Annotated in this window: 11 protein-coding genes and 1 pseudogene; 6 read left to right on the top strand and 6 right to left on the bottom strand. The window is 65.2% G+C overall.

Annotated features, from left to right (window positions below):
- A pseudogene (locus tag DIE23_RS10225) lies at positions 1-257 on the top strand (DoxX family protein); the annotation flags it as partial.
- A gap of 38 nt (positions 258-295) precedes the next feature.
- Positions 296-991 (top strand): YoaK family protein, encoded by a 696-nt coding sequence (locus tag DIE23_RS10220; protein ID WP_124612006.1) that lies wholly within the window; start codon positions 296-298, stop codon positions 989-991.
- A gap of 118 nt (positions 992-1,109) precedes the next feature.
- Here the strand turns inward: DIE23_RS10220 and DIE23_RS10215 are convergent, their stop codons facing one another.
- Both DIE23_RS10215 and glyA read right to left on the bottom strand, forming a co-directional pair.
- Positions 1,110-2,255: a branched-chain amino acid ABC transporter substrate-binding protein gene (locus DIE23_RS10215; RefSeq protein ID WP_124612005.1), complete on the bottom strand. Its 1,146-nt coding sequence runs from the start codon at positions 2,253-2,255 to the stop codon at positions 1,110-1,112.
- Positions 2,256-2,399: 144 nt separating this feature from the next.
- Positions 2,400-3,716 (bottom strand): serine hydroxymethyltransferase, encoded by a 1,317-nt coding sequence (gene glyA / locus DIE23_RS10210; protein WP_124612004.1) that lies wholly within the window; start codon positions 3,714-3,716, stop codon positions 2,400-2,402.
- Positions 3,717-3,885: 169 nt separating this feature from the next.
- Between glyA and DIE23_RS10205 the strand changes: the two genes are divergently transcribed.
- Positions 3,886-4,788 carry a LysR family transcriptional regulator gene (locus DIE23_RS10205; RefSeq protein ID WP_124612003.1) on the top strand — a complete coding sequence of 301 codons (903 nt, stop codon included), beginning with the start codon at positions 3,886-3,888 and terminating at the stop codon, positions 4,786-4,788.
- A gap of 234 nt (positions 4,789-5,022) precedes the next feature.
- On the opposite strand, the gene gfa is transcribed toward DIE23_RS10205, so the two are convergent.
- The 4 genes from gfa to DIE23_RS10185 all read right to left on the bottom strand — a co-directional run bounded on the left by gfa (position 5,023) and on the right by DIE23_RS10185 (position 7,668).
- On the bottom strand, positions 5,023-5,598 hold the full coding sequence (gfa, locus tag DIE23_RS10200; RefSeq protein ID WP_124612002.1) for an S-(hydroxymethyl)glutathione synthase: 576 nt from the start codon (positions 5,596-5,598) through the stop codon (positions 5,023-5,025).
- Between the two features lie 486 nt (positions 5,599-6,084).
- The gene (locus DIE23_RS10195; protein ID WP_124612001.1) at positions 6,085-6,489 is read right to left on the bottom strand and encodes a cupin domain-containing protein; all 405 of its coding nucleotides are present in this window, start codon (positions 6,487-6,489) and stop codon (positions 6,085-6,087) included.
- Positions 6,490-6,493: 4 nt separating this feature from the next.
- The gene (locus DIE23_RS10190; protein WP_124612000.1) at positions 6,494-6,973 is read right to left on the bottom strand and encodes a carboxymuconolactone decarboxylase family protein; all 480 of its coding nucleotides are present in this window, start codon (positions 6,971-6,973) and stop codon (positions 6,494-6,496) included.
- Between the two features lie 194 nt (positions 6,974-7,167).
- Entirely contained in the window at positions 7,168-7,668 is a 501-nt protein-coding gene (locus DIE23_RS10185; RefSeq protein ID WP_124611999.1) for an Ohr family peroxiredoxin, read from the bottom strand.
- A gap of 530 nt (positions 7,669-8,198) precedes the next feature.
- Between DIE23_RS10185 and DIE23_RS10180 the strand changes: the two genes are divergently transcribed.
- From DIE23_RS10180 to DIE23_RS10170, 3 genes are all read left to right on the top strand, one after another.
- Positions 8,199-10,307 carry an efflux transporter outer membrane subunit gene (locus DIE23_RS10180; protein WP_124611998.1) on the top strand — a complete coding sequence of 703 codons (2,109 nt, stop codon included), beginning with the start codon at positions 8,199-8,201 and terminating at the stop codon, positions 10,305-10,307.
- Between the two features lie 34 nt (positions 10,308-10,341).
- A complete protein-coding gene (locus DIE23_RS10175) occupies positions 10,342-11,676 on the top strand; it encodes an HlyD family efflux transporter periplasmic adaptor subunit (protein WP_124611997.1) in 1,335 nt (444 codons plus the stop codon).
- 103 nt (positions 11,677-11,779) lie between these two features.
- Positions 11,780-13,333, top strand: coding sequence for a DHA2 family efflux MFS transporter permease subunit (locus DIE23_RS10170; protein WP_124611996.1), 1,554 nt, complete (start codon positions 11,780-11,782; stop codon positions 13,331-13,333).
- The last annotated feature ends 104 nt before the right edge of the window (positions 13,334-13,437 follow it).

Raw genomic sequence — 13,437 nt, 5'->3', positions numbered from 1 at the left:
CGGCACTGGCGGTCGTGGTCGAGATCGGCGGCTCGCTGTGCGTGGTGTTTCGCCGCTTCACGTGGCTCGGCGCCGGCAGCCTCGGCATGCTGACGCTCGTCGCGATGGGGGTGGCGAATGATTTCTGGAACCGCTCGGGCGCCGAGCATTTCATGGCGCTCAACAGCTTTTTCGAGCACCTGGGCTTGATCGCGGCACTCGTCCTTGTCACCATCGTCGGCGATACTCAACGCGGGGAGGGTGACGGCAGGCCCTGAACGCCGGGTCGGACGTCGAAACCAACGGGAATGACGCATTGAAATCTGAAGACACCATTCTTTCCGCGGTCGCCGGGTTCGTCGATACGCTGAGCTTCGTCTCGCTGTTCGGGTTGTTCACCGCACACGTGACCGGCAACTTCGTGCTGATCGGCGCGGGCGTTGCCGGGTTCGGGCAGGGCATTCTGCTGAAGCTGAGCGTGTTTCCCGCATTCGTGCTCGGCGTCGTCGCGGCGAGCCTGATCGCGCGGTCGCTGTCCGGGCGGCCGGCATGGCAGGGCGCGCGTGCGCTGCATACGGTCCAGGCCGTGCTGCTGCTCGGCTTCTGCGCGGCCGGCGTGTGGGCGACGCCCGTCACGCAGTCCGACAGCCTGCCGGTGCTGGTGGCCGGCATCGTCGGCACGTTCGCGATGGGCATACAGAACGCGCATCCGCGCGTGATTCCGCGCGCCGGCGGCGTGCCGAACACGGTGATGACGGGCAACGTGACGCAGGCGATCCTCGATGCCGTCGACCTGTTGTCCGCCGGCACGGCCGACAGCGTGCGTGTGGCCGCGCGCGCGCGATTCGGCAAGATGTTGCCGGCGATCGTCGCGTTCGCGCTCGGCGCGATGGCCGGCGCGCTCGGCTTCCGCTATGTCGGATTCTGGGCGCTGCTCGCGCCGGCCGGCGCGCTCGCGGTGCTGGCATCGACGTCCGGCGCGCACGACACGGCGCCTGCCGCGCGGAGCTGAGACCGCGACACGTTTGCCGATTCCGGCGTGACGGCGAGCAAGCTGCTGTTCGCCACGAGCGCCATGTGCATTGAGGCGAAGTGGACACCGCGAGCACCGAGCTCGCGGCGTCCCGATCTCAATGTTGAACGCCCAGGCTTTCGCGTTTCCCGTCCTTGAACGTATAGAGCGTCAGCGTGGCGTTCTGCAGATCGCCCTTCGCGTCGAAGCGCGTTTCACCGATGACGCCCTTGTAGTCGGTCTTCTTCAGATACGGAAGGTACTTCGCCGGGTCGGCCGAGCCGGCGCGCTTCATCGCGTCGACCAGAATCATGATCGCGTCGTACGCATACGGCGCGTAGATCACCACGTCCTGGCCGTATTTCTGCTTGAAGCGCTTCCTGAAGTTCTCCATCCCCGGTGCATATTCAGGCGTGATGCCGCCGGCTTCCGCGCAAATGACCTGTCTGCCGTTGAGCGCCGCCCCCGCGAGATCGGGCAGTTCGCCGGTACAGATGCCGTCGCCGCCCATGAACTTCGAGGCCATCCCGAGCTGCTGCATCTGCTTGATCATCGGGCCGCCCTGGGCGTCCATCCCGCCGTAGAAGACAACGTCGGGATTCTCGCCTTTCATCGCGGTCAGCACGCCCCGAAAATCGGTCGCCTTGTCGGTGGTGTACTGGCGGGACACGAGTTTCGCACCGGCGGACGTCGCCGACTTCAGGAATTCGTCAGCGATACCTTGTCCATAGGCGGTTCGATCGTCGATGACCGCAACGGACCGGGCATTCCATTTCTGCACCGCATATTTGCCGAGTACCGAGCCGAGCTGGCCGTCGTTGGCGACGAGGCGGAAGGCGGTGTCGAAGCCTTGCTGCGTGTACTTCGGGTTGGTGGACGATTGCGATATCTCCGGGATGCGTGCGTCGTAGTAGATCTTCGAGGCCGGGATCGTCGCGCCCGAGTTGAAATGACCGACGACGCCCTTGACCCCCGCATCGACCAGGCGCTGGGCGACCTGGGTCGCCTGCCTCGGATCGCCCGCGTCGTCCTCGACCTGCAGCGCGATCCGGACCTTCCTGCCGCCAATCACCGGCGGATTCGCGTTCAGGTCGTCGACGGCCATCCGTGCGCCGCGCTCGACGTCCTTGCCCAGGTTCGCGTTCTGGCCCGTCAGTGGTCCGGCAAAACCCAGTTTGACGACCTCTTCCTGCGCATGTGCGGCGCCCGAAGCGAGAGCGATGGCGGCGCTGCCGATCGCGATGACCGAATTCAAGCGTTTCATTTCCGTTCTCCAACCACGATATGTTTCGTCCAGCTGTCTTGTGTTTCGGTATCCGAAGCGAGTGAAGCTAATGCCGTGAATGCCGAACCGAATCGGGCGGCGCATCGCGCCGACCCTGGGCTGCCCTGTATCGCCTCCCGATCGTCAACGCAGATAATGCAGGGCGGAAAATTGCCGGCGGTACTCGCTGACGGCCGGCGCCACGTCCTCGGGTGCCTTGCGGCCCAGCAGGACGTCGGCGATGAAGGCGGCAAGTTGCGGCATGTCGCGAACGGTCATGCCCCAGCGAACGAGCTCCGGCGTCCCCATCCGAAGGCCGTTTACATCGCCGTCGATCTCGGGGAGCGGCAGCCCGATGCCGCACGCCAGGATGTTCGCTTTGCGCAACAGCTTCGCCATTGCTTGACCGCCATCGAACCGATGCGCCTCGATCGCGAACTGGTGCGACGTCGTGATGCCGCGGTTGCGTGCGAACACCGGCAAGCCCGATTCGACGAGCGCCTCGGCCAATGCCTTGGCGGTATCGGCCATCGCTGCCGCGTAAGGCCGGCCGCACGCCTGCCAATCGAGCATCGTCATCGCGATCGACGCCGACCTGGCCGCATCGAAGTTGGCCGTCATGCCGGGATAGGCAATGGCGTCGAGCTTCCGCGCCAGCCCGGCGTCGTCGGTCACGATCAACCCGCCGGCCGCGCCGGCCAGGCTCTTGTACGTGCTCATCGTCATCAGATGCGCGCCTTCGGCAAGCGGCTGCTGCCAGGCATGGCCGGCGATCACGCCGCACAGGTGCGCCGCATCATAGAGCACCACTGCACCGATCTCGTCCGCGATGGCGCGCACCTCCCTGATCGGGTGCGGGAACAGGTTGAGGCTCTGGCCGAGGGTGATGACCTTGGGCCGCAGGCGCAGCGCGTCCTCGCGCAGCGCATTCAGATCGACCGTGTAGCGAGCGGCATCGAATGCCATCAGATGAGGCTTGACGCCATACATCCCGGCCGCGCCGTTGGCGTGGTGGCTGAAGTGGCCGCCAACCGTGGCGGACGGCACGAACACGGTGTCGCCCGGCCTGGCCACGGTCATGTACGCGTAAAGGTTCGCCAGTGCACCCGAAGCGACCCGGATCTCCGCATAGCGCGCGCCGAAGACCTGCGCCACCAGCTCGGCACACAGGACCTCGATTTTCTCGACGCCTTCCAGCCCCATTTCGTACTTGTCGCCGGGATAGCCGAGCGACGGCCGTGAACCGACGCCGGCGGCCAGCAGCGCTTCGGCCTTCGGGTTGATGGCATTGGTGGCCGGGTTGAGGTTGAAGCAGTCGCGCTCGTGTATCACGCGATTTTCCTCGACGAAGGCGAGCAGATCGCGCTCGTTCTGATCCGGGTTCTGGCTGGCAAAGCGTCTGACCAGCGACTGGATGTAGTTTTCGGGATCCCTGGGGACCCACGGGCGGGCTTCCAACATGACGATTTCCTTATGACTAGGGGCGGCGGGAGAGCGGTCCCCGGGGGTGATCCGGTGCCTTTCGGAAATCATCGTAGGCGGCAAATATGCTTACGTATATTTATCGTTTTTGACGTAATACATTAGCGATTTTGGTGAATGGCCTGGTTTTTCTCCTGGGATGAATGCCATGGAAATCGGACGTCTTCGCGCGCTGCTGGAACTGGCGCGGTGCGGCACGATGGCCGCCGCCGCGGAAGCGCTGTTCCTCACGCCATCGGCTGTCTCGCAGCAAATCACGCAGCTCGAGGAGGAGGCCGGCGTCAAGCTCACGGAACGCATCGGCAGGGGCGTGCGGCTCACCCCGGCAGGCCAGGCGCTGGTGGGATACGCGGAGCGGGTCATGGTCGTGCTGGACGAGGCCCGCTCGGAGCTGGCGGTGCTGCGGCGCGAGATCGCCGGCGAGTTGCGCGTTGCCGCCTTTCCGTCGATCGCATCGGCCGTGCTGCCCGATACGGTCAAGGCCTTGCAGCGGGTCTTTCCGCGCCTCGAGATCATCCTTGAAGAGATGGAGCCGATTGACGGGCTTGCCGCGCTGCGGTCCTGGCGCGCGGATATCGCGCTGATCGACGATCTCTCCATCGTCGTGGGCGACAAGCAGGAGAACGTCGGTGTCGTGCAGCTGGCCGAGGACGTGCTGTACGTGGCACTCGCGGCCGATCATACGTTGAGCAGAAGGCCGTCGCTGAGCGTGGCCGACCTGAGGCACGAAACCTGGGCAATCGATTCGACGTCGAGCATATTTGGCGACTTCATCGCCAACTTGTGCCGCCGCGCGGGCTACGAGCCACGGATCAACGCCAAGTGCGGCGGCTTCGAGATGGTCGGTGCGATGGTGGCTGCCGGCTGCTCGGTGTCGATCGTTCCCGGACTCCGGCGGGCGCGGCCGCTGGCCGGTGTCGCATGGGTCAAGCTGAAGCCGGAAGTGCGCCGCAAGATCTACGTCGCCTATCGCCGCGGCGAGCGCAATCATCCTGCGATCAAGGTATTCGTCGAGGAGATCGTCCGGACGGCATCGAGCCTGCTCGGCTAGTACCGAATCGGCTCGCGAAACCGTCGGGCGCATCGCACGCCCCTGTCGCCGGCGCTCGGAACTTGTGCCGCAGGCCGACGGTGACGCATCGCCGCATGAGACGTCCTTGATAAAGCCCGTGAAAAGCCGCGCGATGACGGCGAACGCCACGCGCGGCGACGGGTTCGATACACGATTACTGACCGTCGGAGAGAAGCGCGGCAGCCTGCCGCCGCGCGCCGGCCATGGCGGAACTCACGCGTCCCGGTACGTCCCTTTTGCTTTCGCCGTCTGCGTCGCCAGCGCATCCATCAGCGGCGGGCTCAGGCAATCGTAGGGCTCCAGCCCCTTGCCGCGCAGCGTGTCGCGCACGTCCGCCATCAACGACGGCGGCGTGCCGCTCTCGATGATCGACGACACGAACGCGGCGAAACCGGGGCCTTCCCAGCCGGCATCCGGCGACAGTTCGGTATGGATGAAATCCAGGCCGTAAAACGCATGGTCGGCATTTTCGATGCGTCCGAACAGATGCGCGCCGCAGGCGGAGCACGCATGGCGCTGGATCAACGCCTTGTCGTCCACGACGTGCAGTTTCTCGCCATGTGCGGTCACGGTGACCTTGTCGCGCGGCACGACGCCCACGACGGAAAACAGCGCGCCAGCCGGCTTCCAGCACTTCGTGCAGCCGCACGCGTGATTGAAGGCGACCTGGGAATCGACCCGAACCTCGACCGGATCCTGCGTGCACAGGCAGCGCAGCGTACCGCCCGCGAACTCGGCGGCGCCCTTTTGAATGCCGCGATCGACGGCGGGATGAATGGCGACGGACATGTTCATGCTCCTTTTTCAGTGCTTCGGTAGTGAACGACGGTACGGATCGACTTCCCTTCACGAATCGGATCGGGTGCGTCGTCGATGTCGGAGAGCGATTTCGCGTGTGTCACGAACGGCGCAGGAACCCGCGTCAATTCTGCGCCTTTTATGGCGCCTCCCGATCCTCGGCGGAAACTGGGGGGGAGTATAGGTCAGATACTGGTGGGGAGTATACCCGGCGATTTCCCGATTCCGCGCTCAGCGCGCCGGGGCACGCCGAAGGTATGTCGGACGAAAGAGGATGGTATGAGGAAAGACATCGACGGGCCGGACACGCGGGAGCTGCGTGCCGGCGCGGAGGCAGCATCATGACTACCGGCTGCCTCGAGTGCGGGAGGGACGCTCGAGGACATTCCGCCCGTCGGCGCACACGCGCGGGTGCGCCGACGGTATGTTGAACGCCCGGGCCGGACCCGGCATCGCCGGGCCGCGCCGACGATGCCGCTATTTCACGGGCGTGAGGACCGGCGCACCCTTGTTCTTGATCAGGAACACGACGAATCGGGCGGGCTTCGTGCTGCTGGCGTTGCGTCCGACCGTGTGCACGTCCTCGGGCCCTTCGTGGAAGGTGTCGCCGGCGTGGAGCGTGACCTCCTTGCCGCCGTTCAGGCCCATCACGATGCTGCCGTCGAGCACATAGACGAATGCCTGCGCGTCGTGACGATGGACGGGATCGACGCTGCCGGGCGGATAATCCACGACGATCATCTCGACTTCCTTGCCCGGATACTCGGGCAACGGCTCCGTGGTCAGCTGTGTCACCTTGGCTTGCGGTGCGGCGGCGGCCGGCTGAACGGGCATCAGCAGCGACAGTGCAAGCGGCGCGAGAGCGAGCATGATGCGTTTCATGACGTTACTCCAGGTTGGCCTTGTCGAGCCCGAACATCTTGTCGAACGAGCCGGGCACGATGCGGAACGCGACATTCAACCGGTTCCAGCTGTTGATCGCACCGACGAGGACGGTGAGATCCGACAGCTCCTGCTCCGAATAGTGGGCCCGCACGCGTTCGTAGAGATCGTCCGGCACGCCGTGCGGCGAGAGCTGCGTCAGTGCTTCGGTCCATTCCAGCGCGGCGCGCTCGCGCGGCGAAAACAGCGGCGACTCGCGCCAGATCGCGACGTGATGCAGGCGCAGTTCGCGCTCGCCGTGGATCCTGGCATTCTTGATGTGCATGTCGACACAGAACGCGCAGCCGTTGAGCTGTGACGCCCGAATCTCGACGAGCTCGCGAACCGGCACCTCGATCGTTGTCTTTTGAAACAACCCGTCGAGCTCGACGAGTTTCCTGGTCAGTTCCGGCGATTGCTGAAAGTAGTTGATACGTTGCGTCATGATCCGTTCTCCTGATGTGTGGAAGCGGTACTACCGGCGCTGCGCATGGCGATGCATCGCACGACCGGCCTGACAATCATCGTAATCGCGGGTCTCGCGGGCCAGTAGTGCCGGGGACGTGCGCACTCTGTTGCCCCTTCGGCACCAATCACGGGTGAAGGGTATCGGCGTGACCGCACGCCGCCGAAGTTCAGTCATGGCGACACGACGACGACACTGCAGATCCCCTGCCGCGCCATCTTCGTATAGGGGCACAGGCGCTCCGTGTCGCGGGCCAGACGTTCCGCGACCTGCGGGTCCACGCCCGGCATGCGGAGGGTGATGTTGGCGGTCAGCGCATATCCGCCATCCACCGGATCACGACCAAACGACACTTCGACGGCCACGGTTGTTTCCCGGATGTCGATCCGTTCGCGCTGCGCCAGAAGGCTCAGCGCACCGTGGAAGCAGGCGGCATAGCCGGCTGCGAAAAGCTGTTCGGGATTGGTGCCACCGCCCGGACCGCCCAGTTCGGCGGGCAACCGCAAATCAAGGACGAGACAACCGTCGTCGGATCTCGCGACGCCTGATGCACGGCCGTGCCCGGATTCACCACCCGAGACCGTGACCGTGGTCGTATAGAGCACGGCGAATTTCCGCCCGCGGTATTTGTCGAGCAGTGTCAGCGGCGGAGGTTGCAACCTCTCGTTCTCCATATGCCTCCCGGTTGTTTGTACTGGCCAACGCGAGCACCTCGAATCTTGCGTATCGGGGCGATGCGTTGTTTCTCGAAGCGAATTCGCGCAATGGTGCAGGTCGTGTCTGCAAGTCGATCCCCATGACTTCCATCCGAACGATGAGCCAAACGCTCTTGCATGCTAGGCAAAGACGAGTCGCCGTACCAGATCGCGCCGGGATGCATGGTGTTGCCCACTCCGCACCAATGAGGCGAGAGGCTGGCGATCGGGTGCATCGCCGTGACGGGAGCGGATTGGTGCCAACGAGGAACGGGAAAGTGTCCCGATACAGGTCTACCTTCGGATGGCTTCGGCTCCTAGCATGACGGTACGGCAATGGACGCGATCGGCGTCGCTGACGAGCCATCGATTTCGAGCGTGCCAGTTACACGCGTGCTGGATCGCGATGCTCCGTCGCCCATGAAACGTTGCGAATGCAACGGCAACCGTTCCCGGTGTTTCGGGCGGCGACGCGACAGGCGACGCCCATACGAAATCGGAGGCCTGCGATGGAAACGTTGGATATCGAGTGGCTGTCGCCTTCGCCGGCGCCGATCCGGAATGATCCGCGCATCGAGGCGGGCGCGCATCTCGTCAGTGAACGCGATGGGTATGCGCACCACGGAATCTACGCGGGAAACGGCCTGGTTATCCACTATGGCGGCTTTCATCGCTCCGCGAGGCGGTGCCCGGTGGAATGCGTTTCGTTGGGTTGCTTCGCGGCGAACAAGGGAATCCGCGTTCAGCCGGAACCGGGTGCCGCCTATACCGGAATGACCGTCGTCGAGCGGGCCAGGTCGCGCCTTGGTGAAGACCGATACCAGCTTCTGACGAACAACTGCGAACACTTCTGCTCCTGGTGCGTGCGGGGTGTCGGACGCAGTGAGCAGGTACGCCGCGGCTTGAGGAATCCGTGGATGGGCATCAGGACACTGTTCGCGCTCGCGAACGAGGTAATGGCGTCTCGTGCATGCATGAGGTCGCGTTGCCGAGATGAAATGCCCCCGGGACTCGTCGCGCCTGCGCGGATACCGGAGCGAACCCGAATGGCGATTTTTCTGCAAATGGCTTTCGTGGCCTACTACGTGACGAGACGACCAATGAACCTATTTTCAATCGCCGGGCGACACACGTCGCGCGTGTTCAAGGCGGGGGTGCCGGCGATCGTCGCGGCCGGGTTGTCGGCATGTGTGAATTACGCCGGCATTCACGGCGATGCGGCGATGACCGAGCCGCGGCAGTACGCGACGCAACAGAGCCTTCCGTTCGAGCAGGGGCATTGGCCCACCGCGGATTGGGCCGATCAGTTCGGCGATGGCCAACTGAAGTCGTTGATCGACGAGGCGCTCAAAGGCAGCCCGACGCTCGCTCAGGCGCGTGCGCGCGTAGCGGCCGCGCAGGCCTTCAGCGAATCCGCGCGAGCCGGGACGATGCCGCGCATCGACGCCAGCTATGCGCTCACACGCCAGCAATTTTCCGGAACGGCGCTCGTGCCGCCACCGTATGGCGGTTCGTGGCAGACGGAGAATCGCGGCATCCTCGGCGCGTCGTACGAACTCGACCTCTGGGGCAAGAAGCGCGAGGCGCTGAAGGCGTCGGTGTCGACGCTTCAGGCGAGCCGCGCCGACGCGGAGACGGTCAGGCTGACGCTCACGACGTCGATCGCGCGCACCTACAACGAGCTTGCCCGTCTGTACCTGCTGCGTGACATCGCGCAACAGGAGATCGACAGGCGCGAGAAGATCGACCGCATCGCCGCGGGCCGCATCGCGACAGGGCTCGACACGCAGGTCGAGCGCGAGACCGCTCGCGCGAACCTCGCGACGACCCGCGCGTCACTGAAATCGCTCGACGGCCGGATTCTGGCAACGCGCTATCAGATCGCCGCACTGCTCGGCGCGGGCCCCGATCGCGGCCTGCGGATCGCGCGCCCGATGCTCGGCATCGGCAACGAGGTTCGACTGCCCGACAATCTGCCAGCCGATCTCGTGAGCCGGCGCCCGGACATCGTGGCTGCCCGGTGGCGTGTCGATGCGCTCGCGCACGACGTGAAGGAAGCCAAGGCCGAGTTCTATCCCGACATCAACCTGAGCGCCGCGATCGGGCTCGATGCGTTCGGCTTCGGGCGCTTCCTGACGGCGGCGAGCCGCACCGCGTCGATCGGCCCGGCGATCCACCTGCCGATCTTCGATGCCGGCGCACTCCGCGCGCAACTGAAGGGACGCTACGCGGACTTCGACAACGCCGTCGCGGCCTATAACCAGGCGCTCGTGACTGCGTTGAGCGAAGTCGCGACGCAAATTGCCGACGTGCGTTCGACGGACGCGCAACTCGTCGATGCGCAGACCGCGCAGCAAGCCGCGCTGAAGGCGGCCGCGCTGGCGCTGACTCAGTACAAGGCCGGTCTCACGAATCAACTGACCGTGTTGAACGCCGACGTCAACGCGCTTTCCGCCGATCAGGGCGTCGCGAATCTGCGCATGGACCGTCGTGATCGCCAGATCGCGCTGGCGTCCGCGCTGGGTGGCGGCTTCGTCGACACGTCGTTCGCAGACTCGGGGGCCGCGGCACGTGCCGATGTTCCCGTGTCGGCCGCGCCTGCCGTCGCCGCGCGTTGAGCGGCGATCCATCGAATCTGCCAGGAGAATCGAAATGAGCGAAATCAACCCGCCGGTTCGCAAGCCGGTCGAATCCGCACGCGTGAATCATGATCCGTCGCCGTCGGGAGGCGACGATGTCGCAAGCGAAGCCGCCACGCGACGGCGCAGGCTGTTGCTGGCGCTGCTCGGCGTGGCGGTCGTCGCGTCGTCGGTCGCGTATGGCGCGTACTACCTGACGTATGCGCGCTACCACGAATCGACCGACGACGCTTACGTCAGCGGCAATCTCGTGCAACTGACGCCGCAGGTGGCCGGCACCGTCGTGGCGGTGAATGCCGACGACACGCAGATCGTGAAGGCGGGCGACCCGGTCGTCACGCTCGACGCCGCCGATGCGAAAGTCGCGCTCGGCAACGCCGAAGCGGCGCTGGGGCAGACCGTGCGGCAGGTGAGCAGCCTGTACGTGAACAACGATCTGTATGCCGCGAACGTCGCGCAGAAGCAGTCCGATCTCGCCCGCGCGCAGGACGATCTGCGCCGCCGCCAGGCCGTTGCCGATACGGGCGCCGTGTCGGCCGAGGACATCGCGCACGCGCGCGACACCGTGGCGGCCGCGCGGGCCGCGCTCGACGCCGCGCGTCAGCAGGCGGAGGCCAACCGCGCATTGACCGCCCGCACGACGATCGACCAGCACCCGAATGTGCAAGCGGCCGCGTCGAAAGTGCGCGATGCGTATCTGGCCTACGCGCGCAACGTGCTGCCCGCGCCCGTCACGGGCTATGTCGCGAAGCGTTCGGTTCAGGTCGGCCAGCGCGTGTCGCCCGGCACGCCGTTGATGGCAATCGTGCCGCTCGACGGCGTGTGGGTCGACGCGAACTTCAAGGAAGGCCAGTTGCGCAACATGCGCATCGGTCAGCCCGTCACGCTGACGGCCGACGTGTACGGTGGCAAGGTCAGGTACCACGGCCGCGTCGTCGGCTTTTCAGCAGGCACGGGCAGCGCATTCGCGAGCTTGCCCGCGCAGAACGCGACGGGCAACTGGATCAAGATCGTGCAGCGTCTGCCCGCGCGTATCCAGCTCGACCGGAAGGAGCTCGACGCGCATCCGCTGCGTATCGGACTGTCGATGGATGTCGACGTGGATACGCGCGACGACACCGGCCCACAGCTCGGCGCGGCAATGAACACGTCGTATCGCACGGACGTGTTTGCCGAGTACGGCGCACAGGCGGATGCCGAGATCGAGAAGATCATCGCGCGCAACGTCGTCATCGAGCATGCGGGGGCGGTGGGGCCCGCCGGATCGCCGACGGCTTCCGCCAGGCACGACACACGAGACACGCGCGACACCCGCGACACGCAGGACACGACGCCGCGCGCAAGCTGAACCGTCGACCCGGTGCGCGTGACGGTCGCGTTCCGGTCGATCCAATCGCCTGACCGGCCGGATCGATACGCCGGCGCGGTCGAAACTTCAGAGTGGAAACAAAATGCATTCCTCGACGCAACCTGCACCGCCGCCGCTGACGGGCGGAAAGCTGGTCCTGGCGACCCTCGCCGTCGCGCTCGCGACGTTCATGAACGTGCTCGATTCGTCGATCGCCAACGTCGCGATTCCGACCATCTCGGGCAACCTCGGCGTCTCCGTCGACGAAGGCACGTGGGTCATCACGCTGTTCTCGGCGGCCAATGCCGTCGCGATTCCGTTGACGGGCTGGCTGACGCAGCGCGTCGGGCAGATCAGGTTGTTCGTGGCCGCGATCGTGCTGTTCGTGTTCTCGTCGTGGTTGTGCGGCGTCGCGCCGAACCTGCTCGTGCTGCTCGCCGCGCGCGTCTTGCAGGGCGTCGTCGCGGGGCCGCTGATTCCGCTGTCGCAAGCGATCCTGCTGGGTTCGTATCCGAAGGAGAAAAGCTCGACCGCGCTCGCGCTATGGTCGATGACCGCGACGGTCGGTCCGATCGCCGGCCCCGCGCTTGGCGGCTGGATCACCGACAGCTACAGCTGGTCGTGGATCTTCTACATCAACATTCCCGTCGGCCTGTTCGCGGCCGGCGTCACGTGGATGATCTATCGCGACCGCGAGACGCAGGTGCGCAAGCTTCCGATCGACAAGGTCGGCCTGATGTCGCTCATCGTGTGGGTCGCGACGCTGCAGATCATGCTCGACAAGGGCAAGGACCTCGACTGGTTCAGTTCGCCGGTGATCTGCACGCTTGCGGTCGTCGCCGCCATCAGTTTCCTGTTCTTCCTCATCTGGGAGTTCACGGAGCGGAACCCGATCGTCGACATCCGGCTTTTCGCGGTGCGCAATTTCCGTGGCGGCACGATCGCGATCTCGGTTGCATACGCGGTGTTCTTCTCGAACCTCGTGATCCTGCCGCAATGGATTCAGGGCTATCTCGGCTATCGATCGGTGGACGCCGGGCTCGTCACGGCGCCGCTCGGGATCTTCGCCGTGCTGCTGGCGCCGATGATGGCGAAGATCATGCCGAAGTCCGATGCACGGGTGCTCGCGACGCTGGCCTTCCTCGGTTTCGCGGGCGTGTTCTTCATGCGCTCGCATTACACGACGAGCGTCGACCCCTATACGCTGGTACTGCCGACCCTGTTGCAAGGTATTCCGATGGCGCTGTTCTTTACGCCGCTGACCGCCATCATTCTGTCGGGTTTGCCGCCCGAACGGATTCCGGCGGCCGCCGGCCTGTCCAATTTCGTGCGCGTGTTCGCGGGCGGTGTCGGCACGTCGTTGATCGCGACGGGGTGGAACGACCGGACGATCCTTCATCATGCCCGGCTCGCGGAGCAATCGAGCGTGAACAACCCCGCCTATACGGGCGCCATCGCGCAGCTCCACGCGACGCTCGGCGGCGGCGTGGATCAGGCCACCGCATTTTTCGAACGTACGCTCAATGCGCAGGCCGCGATGCTCGCGCTGAACGATATCTTCTGGGTGTCGTCGATCATCTTCATCGTGATCGTTCCGCTGGTCTGGCTTACCAAACCGGGGAAGGGCGGTGGTGGCATGGCCGGCGGCGCGCATTGAGCGAGGGCGCGTCGAAGCAGACTGCGTCAGATCGTCTGACTCGGTTCGGCGGCGGATTCCACCGGTCGATGCAACAGCTTGATGGAATCGTTCAGCCGGTGTAT

This window comes from Burkholderia sp. Bp9143 (assembly GCF_003853645.1).
Lineage (GTDB): Bacteria > Pseudomonadota > Gammaproteobacteria > Burkholderiales > Burkholderiaceae > Burkholderia.
This window is presented reverse-complemented; position numbering and strand designations above follow the sequence as displayed.

Coding starts and splice junctions, on each gene's coding strand:
- DIE23_RS10195 (WP_124612001.1), bottom strand. CDS start 6,489: ATGAAACGCATCATGCTCGCTCTCGCGCCGCTTGCACTGTCGCTGCTG.
- DIE23_RS10215 (WP_124612005.1), bottom strand. CDS start 2,255: ATGAAACGCTTGAATTCGGTCATCGCGATCGGCAGCGCCGCCATCGCT.
- DIE23_RS10170 (WP_124611996.1), top strand. CDS start 11,780: ATGCATTCCTCGACGCAACCTGCACCGCCGCCGCTGACGGGCGGAAAG.
- DIE23_RS10175 (WP_124611997.1), top strand. CDS start 10,342: ATGAGCGAAATCAACCCGCCGGTTCGCAAGCCGGTCGAATCCGCACGC.
- DIE23_RS10180 (WP_124611998.1), top strand. CDS start 8,199: ATGGAAACGTTGGATATCGAGTGGCTGTCGCCTTCGCCGGCGCCGATC.
- glyA (WP_124612004.1), bottom strand. CDS start 3,716: ATGTTGGAAGCCCGCCCGTGGGTCCCCAGGGATCCCGAAAACTACATC.
- DIE23_RS10190 (WP_124612000.1), bottom strand. CDS start 6,973: ATGACGCAACGTATCAACTACTTTCAGCAATCGCCGGAACTGACCAGG.
- DIE23_RS10205 (WP_124612003.1), top strand. CDS start 3,886: ATGGAAATCGGACGTCTTCGCGCGCTGCTGGAACTGGCGCGGTGCGGC.
- gfa (WP_124612002.1), bottom strand. CDS start 5,598: ATGTCCGTCGCCATTCATCCCGCCGTCGATCGCGGCATTCAAAAGGGC.
- DIE23_RS10185 (WP_124611999.1), bottom strand. CDS start 7,668: ATGGAGAACGAGAGGTTGCAACCTCCGCCGCTGACACTGCTCGACAAA.